Origin of the sequence: Kitasatospora sp. NPDC050463, from assembly GCF_040655255.1 — a bacterium.
Lineage (GTDB): Bacteria > Actinomycetota > Actinomycetes > Streptomycetales > Streptomycetaceae > Kitasatospora.
This window is the reverse complement of sequence record NZ_JBFAJO010000048.1, coordinates 55,916-71,613: the sequence shown is the minus strand read 5'-3', so window position 1 is coordinate 71,613 and position 15,698 is coordinate 55,916. Positions and strand designations below refer to the sequence as shown.

Annotated in this window: 12 protein-coding genes and 1 tRNA gene; 9 read left to right on the top strand and 4 right to left on the bottom strand. The window is 72.1% G+C overall.

Annotated elements, in window-relative coordinates; translation table 11 throughout:
- The coding region (locus AB0J08_RS27100; protein WP_360639591.1) for a hypothetical protein at positions 1-1,440 on the bottom strand (1,440 nt) is incomplete at its 3' end.
- Positions 1,441-2,109: 669 nt separating this feature from the next.
- On the opposite strand from AB0J08_RS27100, the gene AB0J08_RS27095 reads away from it, so the two are divergent.
- Entirely contained in the window at positions 2,110-2,556 is a 447-nt protein-coding gene (locus AB0J08_RS27095; RefSeq protein WP_360639588.1) for an SRPBCC family protein, read from the top strand.
- Between the two features lie 98 nt (positions 2,557-2,654).
- On the top strand, positions 2,655-3,539 hold the full coding sequence (locus AB0J08_RS27090) for a DMT family transporter (protein WP_360639585.1): 885 nt from the start codon (positions 2,655-2,657) through the stop codon (positions 3,537-3,539).
- Positions 3,540-3,633: 94 nt separating this feature from the next.
- Here the strand turns inward: AB0J08_RS27090 and galT are convergent, their stop codons facing one another.
- Positions 3,634-4,734 (bottom strand): galactose-1-phosphate uridylyltransferase, encoded by a 1,101-nt coding sequence (gene galT / locus AB0J08_RS27085; protein ID WP_360639582.1) that lies wholly within the window; start codon positions 4,732-4,734, stop codon positions 3,634-3,636.
- Positions 4,735-5,143: 409 nt separating this feature from the next.
- Between galT and AB0J08_RS27080 the strand changes: the two genes are divergently transcribed.
- The 4 genes from AB0J08_RS27080 (at position 5,144) to AB0J08_RS27065 (ending at position 10,174) form a co-directional block, all read left to right on the top strand.
- A complete protein-coding gene (locus AB0J08_RS27080) occupies positions 5,144-6,187 on the top strand; it encodes a substrate-binding domain-containing protein (RefSeq protein WP_360639579.1) in 1,044 nt (347 codons plus the stop codon).
- A 213-nt stretch (positions 6,188-6,400) separates the two neighbouring features.
- Positions 6,401-7,996: a sugar ABC transporter ATP-binding protein gene (locus tag AB0J08_RS27075; RefSeq protein WP_360639575.1), complete on the top strand. Its 1,596-nt coding sequence runs from the start codon at positions 6,401-6,403 to the stop codon at positions 7,994-7,996.
- Positions 7,993-9,033: an ABC transporter permease gene (locus AB0J08_RS27070; protein ID WP_360639572.1), complete on the top strand. Its 1,041-nt coding sequence runs from the start codon at positions 7,993-7,995 to the stop codon at positions 9,031-9,033. Before AB0J08_RS27075 ends, AB0J08_RS27070 begins: the two co-directional genes overlap by 4 nt.
- 319 nt (positions 9,034-9,352) lie before the next feature.
- Entirely contained in the window at positions 9,353-10,174 is an 822-nt protein-coding gene (locus AB0J08_RS27065; RefSeq protein WP_360639597.1) for a DeoR/GlpR family DNA-binding transcription regulator, read from the top strand.
- 94 nt (positions 10,175-10,268) lie between these two features.
- Here AB0J08_RS27065 and AB0J08_RS27060 read toward each other — a convergent pair whose 3' ends face one another.
- Entirely contained in the window at positions 10,269-10,904 is a 636-nt protein-coding gene (locus AB0J08_RS27060) for a TetR family transcriptional regulator (protein ID WP_360639569.1), read from the bottom strand.
- Between the two features lie 98 nt (positions 10,905-11,002).
- Here AB0J08_RS27060 and AB0J08_RS27055 point away from each other — a divergent pair, with 98 nt between their 5' ends.
- Complete coding sequence (locus tag AB0J08_RS27055) at positions 11,003-12,481, top strand: FAD-dependent monooxygenase (protein WP_360639566.1); 1,479 nt, start codon at positions 11,003-11,005, stop codon at positions 12,479-12,481.
- Between the two features lie 123 nt (positions 12,482-12,604).
- Here AB0J08_RS27055 and AB0J08_RS27050 read toward each other — a convergent pair whose 3' ends face one another.
- Positions 12,605-13,981: an MFS transporter gene (locus AB0J08_RS27050; protein ID WP_360639563.1), complete on the bottom strand. Its 1,377-nt coding sequence runs from the start codon at positions 13,979-13,981 to the stop codon at positions 12,605-12,607.
- Between the two features lie 497 nt (positions 13,982-14,478).
- Between AB0J08_RS27050 and AB0J08_RS27045 the strand changes: the two genes are divergently transcribed.
- Positions 14,479-14,552: transfer RNA gene (locus tag AB0J08_RS27045), tRNA-Met, on the top strand.
- A 399-nt stretch (positions 14,553-14,951) separates the two neighbouring features.
- A complete protein-coding gene (locus AB0J08_RS27040) occupies positions 14,952-15,677 on the top strand; it encodes a hypothetical protein (RefSeq protein ID WP_360639560.1) in 726 nt (241 codons plus the stop codon).
- Positions 15,678-15,698: the final 21 nt, after the last annotated feature.

The following is a 15,698-nucleotide window of genomic DNA, read 5'->3' as shown; positions in this document are numbered from 1 at the left end:
TCTCCCCAAGCTGCTCTCGTTCGCCTCGATCATCGCCGGGGCGATCACCCTGAAGCTCGCCGCCGGGATCTGAACCGGCGCCGCCACCACCGGGTCCCGGGCGAAGCTCTTGATCTCCTCGTAGTCCATGCCGAGCCCGTTGAAGAGCCGGACCTGCTCCTCGGGAATGCCGAGGCCGGTGAGCTCCTTGACCTGGGCGTCGGTCAGCGGCTTGCCGGGGGCGAGCGGCTCGCCGGAGCCGCCGGGGGCGGCGTCGTCCTCGCCAGCGGTGGCACTCGCCAGCGAGAGCACCGCGTTCCGGATGTCCTTGTCGGTGATCCTGACCGCGTCGGCGGGCGCCTGGACCGCCGGGGCGGACTCGCTGAACGCGAGCTTGACCGGGACGGCGTGGCCCGGGCCGGCCTTGGGCTCCAGCTGCGCGAGGTCGAAGGTGGCCGAGGAGAACCTGCCGCCCTTCAGGTACAGGTCGACGCCGATCGCGGTGTCGGGCAGGTCGGCCGGGGCCCTGGTGGGCAGCTTGTCGAACTGCTCGGGGAACTTCGTGGACAGCGGCTTGAGCGCCTTCAGCAGCTCGTCGGTCAGCCGGCGGGCCGGGGCGCTCACCAGGAGGTGCTCGACGCCGTCCTTCTTGCCCTTGTCGTCGAAGGTGACGGTGCGGGAGAAGACGTCCTTCAGCGAGTCGGTCAGCTGCTTGGCGGTGTCCGGGTCCAGCGTGGGCCTGCCGGACGGGGCGGGCGACTTGGCGGCGGCCGGCTTCTCGGCCCGGTCGGCGAGCTCCTGAAGATCGAAGGAGACCCACTTGCCGGCCAGCACGTCCTTGACCGGGTTCAGCTCGGCCGACAGGTCCTTGCTGACCGCGTCCACCTCGGCCGGGTCCTCGCCGACCAGCTTCACCAGACCCTTGGCGTCCACGCGCAGATACGCCTTGGCGTCGACCTGGCGGTACTCGAGGAGCGCGGTGCCCTTCTTGTCGGACAGCAGGTAGGAGACGCGCAGCGACTTGTCCGGCGTCACGTCCTTGCCCGTGCCCGCGCCCTGCGCGTTCTTGAAGGAGTCGAGGTCCTTGAGGGGCTTGTCGGCAGCCATCGCGACGGAGATGCTCAGACCGGACAGCGCCTCGGCGCTCTTCTGCTCGATCTTGTCCCCGGTGGCGTCGCCGAAGGCGACGATCTGCTCGGGCGAGGCGTCCAGGGAGATCGTGAGGCCGGCGGCCTTGCTGTCGCCGAGCTTGCCGAAGGCCTTGCTCACCTTCTGAGCGGCAGTGAGCTGCTCGACGGTGCCGCAGGCGGTCAGACCCGCTGCGAGGACGGAGGCGCTGACGGCGACGGGCAGGACGCCGCGCGCGGCCCGGCGGATGGCGGTGTTGATGCTGCATCTCCTGTGTGACTGGGCCTGGTTCGTGGGACAGGCCGTTCCCTCCCCTGCGGCAAGGAGCGCCACAGGGACTACACATGTCATCACACTTTCAAGGGGAGAGTGCACGATTATTTGGGCAGCCCTTGAACAGCAAGTGGCCCGGCCTTGACCGGCCCTGTGCCGACGCCGGTCCAGGCGGTCGTACGAACCCGGAGGGCACATCGTGGGCGATGCCGCACGGTTCCACATCTGGGACGTCCGGGAGTCCGGGCCCGCCGACGCTCCGCGTCCGGCCCGATCCGGCCGGGGGTGACCCGGCCCGGACGGCGGGCGAGGGGGGACGGCCGCCGTCCGGGCTCGGCGGGCGCACCCACCGCGTCCTCTTCTCACCTCGATTCGGCCCCCCAAACCCATCCCCGCGGGGCGACTGCCGGCACGACCGCGACCGCCCTCACCTCCGGGCCGCGGAGGGGCCCGGACGCAGGAGGGGGACACACCATCGGCGGAAGGGCGGGTGCGGGCCGCTCGTTCCTTCGATCGGTCGAACGCCACCCGGTCGACAGCCGTCCGGACCTCGCAGCCACCCGCCGGCCCTCGACCACGCACGGCCCCGGGAGCGCCGGACACCCCGGGCGGGCGGGTTGCCGTCGCCCACCGCAGGGCGGACATTCGTGGTGGCGCTGCCGGCGGTCCTCCGCCCCGGGGGACCGTGCATCGGCAGAGCGCCCGGACGGCGTGGAGGTGGGTGTAGCGATGGGCAGGGTGGAGGAGTCGATCGACGTGGACGTGCCGGTCCGCGTCGTCTACGACCAGTGGACGAGCTTCGAGCGCTTCCCGGAGTTCATGGAGGGCGTGGAGGAGGTCAGGCAGCTCGACGACCTGCACGCCCACTGGAGGACGAAGATCGCCGGGCTGTCCCGTGAGTTCGAGACCGAGATCACCGAACGCGTCGCCGACGAGCGGGTGTCCTGGCGCACCAGCAGCAAGAACGTGAAGCACACCGGCACGGTCTCCCTGCGACCGATCGACGCGACCCGTACGCGCGTCACGATGATCATGGAGTTCCAGCCCACCGGACTGGCCGAGAAGGCCGCCGACAAGCTCGGTGTGCTCGATCGCATGGTGAGTGGCGACCTGCGTCGCTTCAAGCACTTCGTCGAGGAGCGCAGCGCCGGGCGCGGCACCCCGGGCGACGGCTGAGGAGCGGCCGCCCCGAGGGGACCGGCCACACCGGGGAGCGCCCGGACCCGTCGATATTTCGGTGGGGACCGAACGGTGCAGGCCGTAGGTTCTCCGGCATGGACCTTTCAGCAACGGGCGTGGCCCCGAAGGACGGCAAGGCACTGGCGGCGGCCTCGACGACGGTGGTGCTGTGGGCGTCCGCGTTCGTGGCGATCCGAAGTGCGGGCGAGCACTTCGGGCCCGGATCGCTCGCGCTCGGTCGGCTGCTGGTGGGAGCCGTGGCACTGCTCGGCCTGCTGGTGTACCGCCGGGAGGGCCTGCCGCCGCGCGCGGCCTGGCCGGGGACAGTCACCTCGGGCGTGCTCTGGTTCGGGATGTACATGGTCGTGTTGAACTGGGGCGAGAAGGAGGTCGACGCGGGCACGGCGGCGATGCTGGTCGGCATCGGTCCGGTGCTGATCGCCCTGCTCGGCGGCTGGCTGCTGCGTGAGGGGCTCCCGCCCAGGCTGCTGGCCGGGATGGCGGTCGCGCTCGCCGGGGCCGTCGTGGTGGGCCTCTCCATGTCGGGCGGGGGCGGCAGTTCGGTGCGCGGCATCGTGCTGTGTCTGCTCGCGGCCGTGGCCTACGCGGCAGGGGTGGTCAGCCAGAAGCCCGCGCTGCGGCACGCCAGCGCGCTCCAGGTGACGACGTTCGGCTGTCTGATCGGCGCGGTGGCCTGCCTGCCCTTCGCCCCGCAGTTGGTGTCGGACCTGGCGGCCGCGCCGCCGTCCGCGACACTCGACGTGGTGTACCTGGGCCTGTTCCCGACCGCGCTGGCGTTCACCACCTGGGCCTACGCCGTCTCCCGGACGACCGCGGCCCGCATGGGGGCGACGACCTACTCGGTGCCGACCCTGGTCGTGCTGATGGCCTGGCTGCTGCTCGGTGAGGCACCCGCACCGCTGGCCCTGGCGGGCGGCGCGCTCTGCCTGGCCGGCGTCGCGGTGTCCCGCCGCAGCTGAACGAGACCCGTGCCGCTGGAGCCCGCCGGGGCCCGGCCGGCGGCGCGGGCCGGTCAGGCGATCCGGCGCGCGCCACCCGTGGCCGGGTACGTCCTCATGAGGCGACCTCTCGGAGGCGCCGTGCGGCCGCCTCCGGCGACACGTCGTTGACGAACGCGTCCATGCCCGACTCCACGCCGGCGAGGAACTTCAGCCTGCCCGCCGTACGGCGGATCGTGAACAGCTCCAGGTGCAGCGCCAGTTCGTCGCCGTCCACGGCGGGTGCCTGGTGCCAGGCCGCGATGTACGGCGTCGGCCGGGCCTGCCCGGGCCGGCCTTCCTCGACGAACAGTCGGTCGAAGCGCCGCAGCAGTTCCAGGTAGAGGCCGGGGAACTCGGCGCGCTCGGCCTCGTCGAGGTGCGTCAGGTCGGCGACCCGGCGGTTGGGGTAGAGGTGCACCTCGTAGGGCCAGCGGGCGGCGAACGGCACGAAGGCGGTCCAGTGCTCGCCGGCCAGCACCACCCGCACCGGGTCGGCGCGTTCGGCGGCCAGCACGTCCTCGAAGAGGTTGCGGCCGGTGGCGGCGCGGTGCCGGCCGGCCTGCTCGATCATCCGGACGGTGCGCGGCGGGATGAAGGGGAACGCGTAGATCTGTCCGTGCGGGTGGGCGAGCGTGACGCCGATCTCGGCGCCGCGGTTCTCGAAGATGTACACCTGCCTGGCGTCGGGCAGCGCGGACAGTTCGGCGGTCCGGTCCGTCCAGGCGTCGAGGACGAGGCGGGCCCGGGACTCGGTCAGGTCGGCGAACGAGGAGCCGTGGTCGGCGGTGAAGCAGACGACCTCGCAGCGCCCGGTGCCGGCGGCGGACTCGGCCACCGGGTGGCCGAGGAGCTCGGGGTCGGCGCCACCGGCCAGCGACGGGAAGCGGTTCTCGAAGACGACGACTCGGTAGTCGGAGGCCGGGATCTCGCTGAGCCTGCCTTCGCGGGACGGGCAGAGCGGGCACTCGTCCGCCGGTGGGTGGTAGGTGCGGGCCTGTCGGTGCGCGGCCACCGTCACCCAGCTGCCGGTGGTCGGGTCGCGGCGGATCTCGGACAGGCTGACCGCCGGCTCCAGCGGACGCCGGTCGACGGAGGGCTCCCGGGGAACGGCCTCCTCCGGGTCGAAGTAGAGGAGCTCGCGGCCGTCCGCGAGCTTGTCCGACGTCTTGATCATGGCTTCCTTCTCTACGGGGCCCCCGTGTCGGCTACCCGGCCTGAGCGAGCATCGCGCTCATATTCAAACGAGAGTACACAGAAGTCAACACACTCGTGAGTCGGGCACCCGGCCGGGCGAGGCCGCCGACCCACCCCTGGGGGGCACCACACCCAAGGGGCAACAGGTTACAAGCTGGTCTCGTCCCCGACTTCGACTTGACGCTGTACCGCAACAGGGATGTCATATGTGCCATCCCGTTTGACCGTGTTGATTATTGGTGGATGCTGACGCTTCTCTCGTACGGCCGAACCTATGGCCGGGCAAGCACGGCCGATCAGCTCCCACGTCCGCCCGGAGATCCGAACGGGCAGTTCCCCTCGACGCTTTGTGGGCGCCGGAGTCGCCGCCCACCCTAAGGAGCACCCTCATGTTCCGTCCTGCCAGCCGTGTTGTTGCCGCGACCGGTCTGTTGTTCGCTGTGGGCCTGACGACCGCGTGTTCGACGGGTCAGGAGTCCGTTGCCGGAGGCGACGCCTCGGTCGCGCCGGTCAGCGGGAAGATCTCGATCACCTATCTGCAGAAGCAGGGTGACCAGGAGTACTTCGTCGGGGAGGCGGCCGGCGCGAAGGCCAAGGCCGCGGAGCTGGGCGTCGACCTGAAGGTCGTCAACCTGGGCAGTGACGCCAACAAGACCATCAGCGAGGTCCAGTCCGCGATCGCGCAGAAGACCAACGGCGTGATCATCGTCGTCCCGGACCCGGCCGTGGGCCCGCAGGTCGTGCAGACCGCCAAGGACGCCAAGGTCGCCCTGCTGACCTCGGACGACCAGATCTGCGCCACCGGCCCCGACCCCGCCGCCTGCGCCAAGGACGACCTGGTCGCCCGGATCGGCTTCTCCGGCCAGCAGATGGGCACCGAGGTCGGCAAGCGCGCCGGCGAGGAGTTCAAGAAGGCCGGCTGGAACCCGGCCGACACCCGGGTCATCTCCGCCTGGAAGCAGGACGTCACCGTCTGCGGCGACCGCATCAAGGGCGCCAAGGAGTCCTTCGGGGCCGCCGTCCCCGGCGTCCAGAGCATCGACGTCGCCACCGACAACACCCCCACCGGCGCCCAGGACAAGATCGCCGCGACCATCACCGCCAACGCCGGCGTCAAGCACTGGGTCGTCTGGGGCTGCAACGACGAGAACGTCCAGGGCGGCGTCACCGCGCTGCAGAACGCCGGGATCAGTGCCGACAACGTCATCGGCGTCGGCCTCGGCGCCTACCTCGCCTGCAAGAACTGGAGCGGCAGCAAGCCCACCGGCATGAAGGCCGCCCTGTTCATCAACGGCAAGGACGTCGGCGCCCTCGCCGTCCAGACCATGTACGACAAGCTCAAGAACAGCAAGGACTTCCCCAAGGAGGCCTTCGCCCCCACCACCATGGTCGACCCCACCACCTGGCAGAACGCCGGCGTCACCTGTAGCTGACACCCCGGGCAGGCCGGTTCCCCCCGGCCCGGCCGGGCAACCACCCCGCCGGGCCGGGGGGCGCCGCCCCGCGCTGCTTCCCGCGCGCCACCCCGTGCTCCTGCCCGCGCGCCTTCCCGCGCTGCTGCCCCGTGCTGCTGCCCCGTGCTCGCGACCACGGTGCACCGGTCGCGAGCCCCCTCAACCCTCCCGTACCACTCCGAGGTGACCCCGATGAGCCCAGCCCACCACGCGAACCCGGATCCCCGTCCGCCCACCGCCGGCAGCGCCGGCGTCCACCAGGTCACCAAGCGGTTCGGCGCGGTCCAGGCCCTCGGCGGTGTCACCCTCGACTTCCCACCCGGCCAGGTCACCGCCCTCATGGGCGAGAACGGCGCCGGCAAGTCCACCCTGCTGAAGATCCTCACCGGCGACCACCAGCCGACGGAGGGTCACGTCCTCCTCGACGGCAAGCGCGTGGACCTCGCCTCCCCCGCCCAGGCGCGCGCTGCCGGGATCCGGATCATCCCGCAGGAACCCGAGATCATCCCGCACGTCTCCGTCGCCGAGAACGTCTACGCCGGATCCCTGCCCCGCACCGCCGGCCGGCGCCTGGACCGCGCCGAACTGCGCCGCCGCATCACCGCCGACCTCAAGCGTCTGGGCTTCGACAAGGTCCTGGACCCGGACCTGCTCGGCTCCCAACTCACCCCGGCCCAACGCCAACTGGTCGAGATCCTGCGCGCCCTCACCGGCGAGGCGAAGGTCATCGCCTTCGACGAGCCCACCTCCTCGCTGTCGGAGCACGAGGTCGACGCGCTGTTCGCCCTCATCCGCCGCCTTCGCGACGACGGCGTCGCCGTCGTCTACGTCTCCCACCGCATGCAGGAGATCTTCCAACTCGCCGACCGCATCGCCGTCCTGCGCGACGGCACGCTCGCCGGCGTCCAGGACGCCGCCACCACCACCGAGGGCGACCTCGTCCGCCTCATGGTCGGTCGCGACCTGACCACCATGTTCTCCCGCGCCCAGGTCGCCACCGACCGCCTCGTCCTCGACGTCCGAGGCGTCACCACCGACGCGGTGCGCGACATCGACCTGCGGATCCACGCCGGCGAAGTCGTCGGCCTGGCCGGCCTGATCGGCGCCGGACGCTCCGAACTCGCCCTCGCCCTCGCCGGCGACCTGCCGATCCACTCCGGCACCGTCACCCTCGACGGCAAGCGCCTGCCCACCGGCAACCCCGGCGCCGTCATCCGCGCCGGCCTGGGCCTCGCCCCGGAGGAGCGCAAGGCCCAGGCCCTGTTCCTGCACCGCTCCATCCGCGACAACACCTCCCTCGTCGTCCTGGAGCGCCTGCGCCGCTTCCGCTTCGTGCGCCGCGCCGCCGAACGCGACCTCGCGCAGCAGTACACGGACCGGCTGCGGGTGCGCACCCCCTCGATCGAACACGAGGTCCGCAAGCTCTCCGGCGGCAACCAGCAGAAGGTCGTCCTCGCGCGCTGGCTCGCCCGCAAGCCCAAGGTCCTCATCCTCGACGAGCCCACCCGCGGCATCGACGTCGGCGCCAAGGCGGAGATCTACCAGATCATCGCCGACCTCGCCGCCGAAGGAGTCGCCGTCCTCGTCATCTCCTCCGAACTCCCCGAGGTCCTCGGCCTCGCCGACCGCGTCCTCGTCATGCAGAACGGCCACATCACCGGCGAGCTGAGCCGCGCCGAGGCCAGCGAGGAAGCCATCCTCAACCTCGCCATGGCCGACGACCTGACCACCACCGACGACCTCGCCGGCGCGACCACGCCCGCCCCCGCCCCCGGAGCTTCCGTATGAGCACCACCACCAGCACCACGCCGTCCGCCAAGAAGGGCGGCCACGCCCCGCGCCGGTCCGCGGTCCCACCGAAGGTCCTGGCCTCGGTCGGCGGGCAGAACCTCAGCCTGATCGGCGCCCTGGTCGTCGTGCTCACCCTGTTCGGGGTGCTCAACGACAACTACCTCAGCCTGAACAACATGCAGGTCATCGCCGAAGCCGCGACCATCACCGGCCTGCTCGCCGTCGTCCAGACCGTCGTCATCATCTGCGGCGGCCTCGACATCTCCGTCGGCTCCCAGGCCGGCGTCGCCTCCGTCGTCTCCGCGATGGCCTTCACCAGCGCCGGCTCCAACGCCCTCGCCGGCATGGCCGCCGCCGTCGGCGTCGGCATCCTGATCGGCATCCTCAACGGTGTCGTCATCGTCTACGGGCGCGTCAACCCCACCATCGCCACCCTCGCCGGTCTCGCCGCCTACAAGGGCCTCGCCCAGCTCCTCTCCAACGGCCGCGCCCAGGGCTACGTCCTCAACAACGACATCTTCATCTTCCTCGGCCGCGGCAAGATCGCCGGCCTGCCCGTCATGGTCTGGATCCTGATCCTCACGGCCCTCGCCGTCCACGTCCTGCTCAAGTACACCGACATCGGCCGCAACCTCTACGCCATCGGCGGCAACGACACCGCCGCCCGCCTCGCCGGCATCAACATCAACAAGTACCTCATCGCCGTCTACGCCCTCATCGGCACCGTCGCCGCCGTCGCCGGCATCCTCCTCACCGCCCGCACCGGCAGCGGCCAGCCCGTCTCCGGCAGCGAAGGCCTCGAACTCAAGGCCATCACCGCCGCCGCCCTCGGCGGCGCCGCGCTCAAGGGCGGCAAGGGCGGCATCGGCGGCACCCTCCTCGCCGTCGCCCTGCTCGGCTGCCTGGAGAACGGCCTCACCGTCCAGGGCATCAACTCCTTCTGGCAGAACGTCGCCCAGGGCGCGCTCCTCGTCGTCGCGGTCGTCATCCAGCAGCGCCGCAACGGCGAGCGCCCCATCGGCCTCCCGGCCTGACGCCAGCCGGAGCACGGCGAACGGGCATCCGGACGCCGTGCCACCCACGACACCGCGGCTTCCGCCGGGGTGCGGGCCGCCGAGGGTCGGCCTGATCACCACCGTCCGCCGGTGGCGCCCGTCACGGAACGGGCGCCACCGGCGGACGCGGTACCGGCCGCGAGCCGGGCCGGGCCGTCACAGGGCCCGGCGGCGCCCCGCGGCAGGGCGGACGGCACCCTGGGCGGGCTCCTTGGTCCGCTCTCCCCACGCTCGGTGGTCCGACGGTCCTACCGCGCTATATTCGGTCCGTTCGAGGGAGTCGACGACAGGTATGGGAATGTCCGACCAGGGGCTGCTCGTCCAACAACGCCGTGCTCTCATCCTGGAGGCGGTCCGGCGCGACGGTGCCGTGCGCGTCTCCGATCTCGTCGTCACCTTCGGGGTGTCGGACATGACGGTCCGCCGAGATCTCGACGCCCTGGCCCGGTCCGGCGCGGTGGAGAAGGTCCACGGCGGCGCGGTCACCGCCGGCACCAGCGAAGAACTCGGGTTCGAGGTGAAGTCGACCCTGGAATCCGCGGCCAAGGCCGCCATCGCCGAGGCGACCGCGGCCCTGGTCAGTCCCGGCACGGTGGTGGCCATCAGCGCCGGAACCACCACGCACGCCGTGGCGGCACAGCTGCTGAACGTCCCGGACCTGACCATCCTCACGAACTCCCTGCCGATCGAGCGGCTCGTCCGCGGCGCGGCGGACGCCGCCCACCGGGCACCCGTGGTGCTCCTGACGGGTGGCAGCGCGACCCGCTCCGAGGCTCTCGTCGGCCCCATCGCCGATCACGCCATCGCCTCCCTCCACGTGGACCTGCTGATCCTCGGTACCCACGGAGTCACCGAGCACCAGGGCCTGACCAGCCCCAATCTCGCGGAGGCACAGACCAATCGGATGTTCCTCTCCCGCGCCCGCCGCGTCGCCGTGGCGGCGGACCACACCAAGTGGGGCATCACCGGACTCAGCACCTTCGCCGACCTGGACCAGATCGGGTGGTTCATCACCGACGACAGGATGCCGCCGGACGCCCTGGCGGTCCTCGCGGACAGAGTCGGCGAACTGATCGTCACGGGTGCCCCCGGGAGCCCCACGGGCGCCGACGCCCGGTAGGTACCGCCCACCGGGACGCCCGCGTACCCGGAACGACCTGACCCGACCTGACCCGACCCGACCGTGGCAACGGGCAGGGCGGCGCGCCCCGGGCTCAGAATCCGTGGGCGGCGGCGCCACCGCGCAGCAGGGCGAACGCCTCGGCCAGCTCGGCCGTGGCCTCCCGCGCGACGTCGCCGATGTCCAGCCCTTCGGCGAGCCTGGCCCAGGTGGCGTGGGCGAGGACCTGGCGCACCGCCGCGTACTGGGCGGCGACCAGCCGGGCGGCCACGCTCCCGTCCGGGTCCAACGCCTCGGCGAGCGCGCGGGTGTCGGCGTCGACGTAGTCGCGCAGGTGGGCGGAGAGGCTCGGGGTCTCGTAGACCAGCCGGAGGAAGGCCAGCACCTCGGGGTCGTCGGTCAGCCCCGTGTTGGGGTCGCGGGCCGCCAGCCGGTCCAGGTGGTGACGCTCCAGGGCGTCCAGCGGGGTGAGCCCGGCCGCGCGGCCGCGCACGACCCGCCCGGCCTCGCCGAGGTGGTCGGCGAAGCGGTGCAGGACCAGCTCCTCCTTGCTGCCGAAGTAACGGAAGAGGGTGGGCTTGGACACCTCGGCAGCGGCGGCGATCTCGGCCACCGAGACCTGGTCGAACCCGCGGTCGAGGAACAGCGCGATGGCCGTGTCCGCGATGGTCTGCCGGGTGCGCTGCTTCTTGAGGGTCCGCAGACCCGGGTCTGGCTCGCTCGGACTCATGCCTTGATCATAACCCGGAGATGTTTGTTACCTGGTTGCATTTCTTACTCGGTTGCCGTTCCATGGTGCCTACCGACGGACCGGAAGGACGGACAAACATGACGACCGTGGTGATCGTGGGGGCGGGACCGACCGGGCTGACCCTGGCGTGCGGACTGGCGCGGCAGGGCGTCGCGGTCCGCGTCATCGAGAGGGCAGCCGAATTCCACCGGGGTTCACGCGGCAAGACGCTCAACCCGCGCAGTCTGGAGGTCCTCGCCGACCTCGGACTCCGCGAGCGGCTGGTGGCCGCGGGCCGCACCCACCTGCCGTTCCGCAAGTACTTCGCCGGCGAGTTCGTCAACGAGACCGAGCCGTTCGCCGGCGCCAGCCCCAGCGGCGACGTCCCGTACCCGGCGAGCCTGTGGCTGCCGCAGACCCGGGTGGAACGGCTGCTGCGCGAGCGGCTCGCCGAGTTCGGGGTGACGGTCGAACTCGCGACCGAGCTCGTGGACTTCACGCAGAACGGCGCCGGGGTGGAGATCCGCCTCGCCGACGGCGGGCGGTTCTCGGCCGAGTACCTGGTCGCCTGTGACGGCGGCCGCTCCACGGTGCGCAAACTGCTGGGCATACCGTTCGTCGGGGACGGCGACCCGGAGCCGGTGATGGTCTGCGGCGACGTCGAGGTCGAGGGGCTGGACCCGGGCGCCTGGCACCAGTGGTTCGGACCGCAGGGCGTGTTCATGCTCTGCCCGTTCGAGGGCAGCCGCCGCTGGCAGCTGCAGGCGAGCCCGGAGACGGACGCCGACGGCCGGGCGGTCGCCCCGTCGCTGGAGAGCTTCCAGCGGCTGGCCGCCCTGCACACCGGCCGCCCGGACCTCAGGCTCACCGATGCCACCTGGCTCTCCACCTGGCGGGTCAACGTCCGGGTGGCCGAGCGGTACCGCCAGGGGCGGGTCCTCCTGGCCGGCGACTGCGCGCACGTCCACCCCACCGCGGGCGGGCTCGGCATGAACACCGGCATCCAGGACGCCTGGAACCTCGCGTGGAAACTCGGGTACGTGCTGCGCGGTCTCGCCGCACCGGCCCTGCTGGACACCTACCAGGAGGAACGCCTGCCGATCGCCGCCTGGACCCTGGACGTCACCACCGCCGGCATGACCGCCGTCACCGAAGGCATCGGCACCCCCGGCATCGGCGTCGAGGCCGGCCGGGTGGGCGACCTCACCGGCCTCTCGCTCGGCTACCGGTGGAGCCGGCTCGCGACAGACCGCCTCGACGGCCCGCTCCGGGCCGGCGACCGGGCACCGGACGGCGTCTGCCCCGGTCCCGACGGCGAGCCGGGCCGGCTCTTCGACCGCTTCGCCGGCGACCACTTCACGCTGCTCGGTTTCGGTCCGAGCACCCGCCCCGCTCTCACCGAACTGCCCGGCCACGTCCGGCCGGTGCCGCTCGACGACCCCGACGGCGACACCCGCCGGGCCTACGGGATCACCGGCGACGCCCTCGTGCTCGTCCGGCCGGACCACCACATCGCCCTCACCGCCCCGGCGACCGGCCGCGAGGACGTCCTCGGGTATCTGGCGGCCCTGCGGTAGAGGCGGCTGACGGCCCGTCCGCAGGGGCGCCGGAGGGGGAGGTCGATCCCGTCGACCTCCCCCTCCGGCGTCATCACGCGCTCCCCTCGGCCCGTGCGGCGCGGCCGTCGGGAGCGCCCGGCGTCAGCCGACCGGTGCGGGCGCGCGGCGGGCCGGCTCGGCCGGCGACGAGTCGGCGCCCTTCGCCGCGCCCAGGGCCGTTCCGCGCGTCTCCTCGGCCCACAGGACGCACACGAGCAGGCCGACGGCCGTGGTGCCGGCCGCGATCAGCATGGTCGGCCCGGTGCCGAGCCCGCTGAGCGACAGGGGCAGCAGATAGGTGCCGACGGCCGCGCCGATCCGGCTCACCGACGTCGCGACGCCGACCGCCGTCGCACGGATCTCGGTCGGGAAGAGCTCGTTCGGGTAGGTCCAGTCGAGCACGTTGGGCCCACCGCACAGGAACGCGTAGGCGCACAGCGCGATGACGGCGACAGCGGCCGGGGCGGCGGGCCAGACGCCGAGCAGGGCGAGCGGAACGATCATCAGGGCGAACGACCAGATGATCACCGGGCGACGGCCCCACGTGTCGATCAGCCGAAGGGCCGGGAAGCAGCCCAGCAGGAAGACCAGGCTCACCAGCCCGGTGCCGAGCGTGTCCAGCACGGTGCCGCCCGGCATGCCGAAGGAGGCGAGGATCTGCGGGCCGAAGGTCAGCATCGCGAAGAGCGGGCCGACCTGGCAGAGGAAGAACAGGCCGCAGAACAGCGTGCGGCGCCGGTAGGGCTGGGTCATCAGCAGGCGCAGACCGCCCGGGCGGCCGGCCTCGGCGGGGTCGGGCATCAGCTCCCGGCCGTCCACCCGGACACCGAGGTGCTTCTCGACCACGCGCACCGCGTCACCGACCCGCCCGTGGGCGGCGAGCCAGCGCGGCGACTCGGGCGATCCGCGCCGGATCACCAGGAACACCACGCACAGGACGGTCGAACTGGCCAGCATCCAGCGCCAGCTGCCCTGCCCGCCGAACCGCAGGAACAGATACCCCGTCAGGTAGGCGAGGACGGAACCGGCGTACCAGGCGATGATCTGCTGCCCGAGCAGCCGGCCGCGCTGGCGGGCCGGCAGCCACTCGGCGAGGAGCGAGGTGGCGATCGGGTAGTCGGCGGCCACCGCCAGGCCGAGCACGAAGCGCAGCACGGCGATCGCCCACACCGTGTCGACCCAGAAGGAGAGCACGGAGCAGGCCACCATCACCAACAGGTCTGCGGTGTACATCACCTCCCGGCCGATCTTGTCGGTCAGCACGCCGAAGAGCGCGCCACCGACGAACATGCCGACCAGGGCGGCGGCGCCGATCAGGCTGACCTCGGCGGTGGAGAGACCGAGGTCGGGACGCATCCCGATCAGGGCCACGCCGACGATGCTCAGGATGTAACCGTCCAGCAGCGGCCCACCGGAACAGGCCAGGGCCAGTCTCCGGTGGAAGCCGGTATACGGGGCGTTGTCGATGGTTCGGGACATGGAATTCGGGTCCTCCGGGGCGGACGGCGGTGCTCCCGCACACCGTGCGCCTGGTAGACGGCAGAAGTCGGGGCCACCCGGACGGGTGGCCCCGTCACCCGGGACTCACCGGGTGACCGTCCACGGTTGCCCCCTCCGGGCCGGTCCCGACGAGGGCGAAGGTCCACCGGATTCGGGCCCTTGGTCCCGAAGCGGACGGGTCCTGCGACCCGTGCGGCGAACGCCCCGGCCTGTCATGCCGGGGATCCCCCGCTCTTCCCGGGTCCACCGCAGGCACCGGGTGACGCTTCTCACCCGAGCAGCCCCGAATATCCTATTTGTCCTGTATTGGCGGTAATCGGAGGCTCCCACAGACCGTCAAGCGGTCCGATGACGTGGTTTCGCCACGGCGGGCGGCCCGGTGGGGCGCGACCGGCAGCGCCGGCGCGCGCCCGAACCCGGGTCATACGGAAAGTGGTCGGCCGGCCGCCGCCGATGCCGTAGAGTTGAGACATCGACGCGGGGTGGAGCAGCTCGGTAGCTCGCTGGGCTCATAACCCAGAGGTCGCAGGTTCAAATCCTGTCCCCGCTACTGCCATGGCCCCGGCGCTCAACGCGCCGGGGCCATTGTCATGAGGTCGGTGCGCCGGCCCGCGAAGGCCGGGTAAGCGGCCGCCGGACGTACTCGCGGGTAGTCCTCCGCGCCGGACAGCCCGGCTCGCCCGGCCCTGGCGGCCGAATCCGGATACGCTGAGCAAAGAGGCTCCGGGCCCGAGGTGGGGGTGAAGTCGGCCACGCCGTGCGGAGGTGCGAGGTGCCGGGAGAATCAGAGCCGCGGTGGCGGCGCGCCGCCCTGCCCGCGGTCACCACCGCCCTACGACGCTTGGGGGCCGCTGTGCGGCCGTCCCGTGGCTTCCGCTCGCCGCGCTCCTTCGAGGCGAAGTTCCAGCCGCGCTACCCCGCGCACCACGGCTGACGGGACGGGACCGCCGTGCAGCACGCGACAGTCGAGTTCGTCGTCACCGTCCCCAACCAGGGCATCGGACTCTGGATGCTCGGCGCGTTCGTGCTCACCTTCGGGGGCACCCGGGTGGTCACCCGGCTGATCAGGGCGGGCCGTGGGCCGTTCCGCAACGTCGAGGTCGGCGGCACCCACGTGCACCACCAGGTGTACGGCATCCTCGCGATGCTGGTGGCGGGCGCGATCGAGTTCTCGTACCGCCCGGGAAGCCCCGGGGCGCAGCTCCTGGCCGTGCTCTTCGGGGCAGGCGCCGCCCTGACCGTGGACGAGTTCGCGCTCTGGCTGCACCTGGAGGACGTCTACTGGGCCGAGGAGGGCCGCAAGTCCGTCGATGCGGCGTTCCTGGCGGTGGCGGTCGGCCTGCTGCTGGTCGCCGGGTTCAACCCGTTCTCCGACATCGGCGGGGGCACGGCCGACCATCTCGTCTTCGCCGGGCTGATGCTCGTCAACCTGGCCCTGTGCGTCGGCACGATCCTCAAGGGCAAGACGGCGCTCGGTGTGATCGGTCTGCTGGTCCCCCTCGTGGTCGGGCTGGTCGGCGTCCTGCGACTGGCCAAACCGGCCTCTCCCTGGGCGCGTTGGCGCTACCGACCGGGCTCGCGCAAGGCCGAACGCGCCCTGCGCCGCTACCCGCCCGACCGTCGGACCCGCCTCGACGCCCTCAAGGACTTCGTCGGCGGCGTCCCGCGCCGCTGACGCCCCCGGGGAGCCGGTGGG

Bases quoted from the DNA above. Each gene is read 5' to 3' on its own strand.
- AB0J08_RS27095 (WP_360639588.1), top strand. From the start codon at position 2,110: ATGGGCAGGGTGGAGGAGTCGATCGACGTGGACGTGCCGGTCCGCGTC.
- AB0J08_RS27065 (WP_360639597.1), top strand. From the start codon at position 9,353: ATGTCCGACCAGGGGCTGCTCGTCCAACAACGCCGTGCTCTCATCCTG.
- AB0J08_RS27055 (WP_360639566.1), top strand. From the start codon at position 11,003: ATGACGACCGTGGTGATCGTGGGGGCGGGACCGACCGGGCTGACCCTG.
- AB0J08_RS27080 (WP_360639579.1), top strand. From the start codon at position 5,144: ATGTTCCGTCCTGCCAGCCGTGTTGTTGCCGCGACCGGTCTGTTGTTC.
- AB0J08_RS27050 (WP_360639563.1), bottom strand. From the start codon at position 13,981: ATGTCCCGAACCATCGACAACGCCCCGTATACCGGCTTCCACCGGAGA.
- AB0J08_RS27090 (WP_360639585.1), top strand. From the start codon at position 2,655: ATGGACCTTTCAGCAACGGGCGTGGCCCCGAAGGACGGCAAGGCACTG.
- AB0J08_RS27075 (WP_360639575.1), top strand. From the start codon at position 6,401: ATGAGCCCAGCCCACCACGCGAACCCGGATCCCCGTCCGCCCACCGCC.
- AB0J08_RS27060 (WP_360639569.1), bottom strand. From the start codon at position 10,904: ATGAGTCCGAGCGAGCCAGACCCGGGTCTGCGGACCCTCAAGAAGCAG.
- galT (WP_360639582.1), bottom strand. From the start codon at position 4,734: ATGATCAAGACGTCGGACAAGCTCGCGGACGGCCGCGAGCTCCTCTAC.
- AB0J08_RS27070 (WP_360639572.1), top strand. From the start codon at position 7,993: ATGAGCACCACCACCAGCACCACGCCGTCCGCCAAGAAGGGCGGCCAC.